The organism is Methylobacterium sp. WL103, assembly GCF_008039885.1.
Taxonomy (GTDB): domain Bacteria; phylum Pseudomonadota; class Alphaproteobacteria; order Rhizobiales; family Beijerinckiaceae; genus Methylobacterium; species Methylobacterium cerastii.
The window spans coordinates 1-1,122 of record NZ_VRUX01000948.1 but is presented as its reverse complement, the minus strand read 5'-3'; the positions used below and the strand labels follow the sequence as shown (position 1 = coordinate 1,122).

Annotated in this window: 1 protein-coding gene and 2 pseudogenes; 1 reads left to right on the top strand and 2 read right to left on the bottom strand. The window is 69.5% G+C overall.

The features are described 5' to 3' along the window. Positions 1–350: pseudogene (locus FV222_RS26940) on the top strand (peptidase P60); the annotation flags it as partial. Between the two features lie 60 nt (positions 351–410). Here FV222_RS26940 and FV222_RS26935 read toward each other — a convergent pair. After that, entirely contained in the window at positions 411–692 is a 282-nt protein-coding gene (locus tag FV222_RS26935) for an addiction module antidote protein (protein WP_147761753.1), read from the bottom strand. 80 nt (positions 693–772) lie between these two features. After that, positions 773–892: pseudogene (locus FV222_RS31960) on the bottom strand (type II toxin-antitoxin system RelE/ParE family toxin); the annotation flags it as partial. Positions 893–1,122 lie beyond the last annotated feature (230 nt).

Genomic DNA, 1,122 nt, shown 5'->3' with positions numbered 1-1,122 from the left:
GCCTCGGCCTGCTGCGCGGCGTCTGGCGCGGCCTTCTGGGCGACGAGCCCGAGGCGCTGCCGCCCTATGCCGGCACCTGGGCGGAATCGGCCGCCTCCGGCACCGACCCGTTCCTGGAGGCCGCGTCCCGCCACCTCCTGCCTGTCGCGGCCGACCTCGCACGCCACGCGCCCGCTCCCGGCGAGGTGTTGCTCTTCGCCTTCCGCGCGCACCTGCCCGCCCGCCACTGCGCCATCGCGACCGGTGCCGGCATGATCCACGCCCACGACCACGCCGCCGTGACGGAGGTGGCCTTCACGCCGTGGTGGCGGCGGCACCTCGTCGGCGTGTTCCGGTTCCCGGCGGAGTGAGGATGCGACGGGAAGCGCCCCGCGCCCTCGCTTCGGCTGCCGCGGGCACTTCCGACGCGCTCAAACCCGCGACGCGACCGTCAGCTTGACACCGAGGACATCCATGACCTTGCGGATCGTCTCGTAGCGGAGCTTCGACCCCGGTGTCAGAGCCTTGTACAGGCTCTCTCGCCCGACACCCGCCTCGCGCGCGATCTGCGTCATGCCCCGCGCCTTGGCGACATCGCCGAGCGCTGCGACGAACAAGTCGGGATCGGGGTCGGCCAGAGCCGCGGCGAGGTATTCGGCGATGGCCTCTTCGTCGTCGAGGAACTCGGAGGCGTCGAAAGGCGTGAAGCGCATCGGGAGATCCGATCAAGGTCGCCGGCCATCACCTTCGCCTTCTGAACATCACGACTCTGGCTGGCTTTGTCGCCGCCGATCAAGAGCAGGTAGAGAGCCGCTCCTCGACGGAGATAGTAGAGGCGGTAGCCCGGACCATGATGGATGCGCATCTCGTCGACGCCATCCCCCACCGGTTCGACATCTCCGAAATCGCCCAGCGTCGCTGACCGGATGCGTGAGGCGATGCGGGCCTTCGCTCAGCCAGCCCCTGAACGCGTCGGACATCAGGATCGTCGCGACAGTCTGGATCGTATCCGACCGGATACGATTCCACAAGCCTTCGAATGTGCCCGCCCCACATCTCCACCACGGAGCCCGCCATGGCCACGCTGATCCTGTCCACGGTGGGGGCGGCGGTCGGGACCGCGCTCGGCGGGCCGATCGGCAG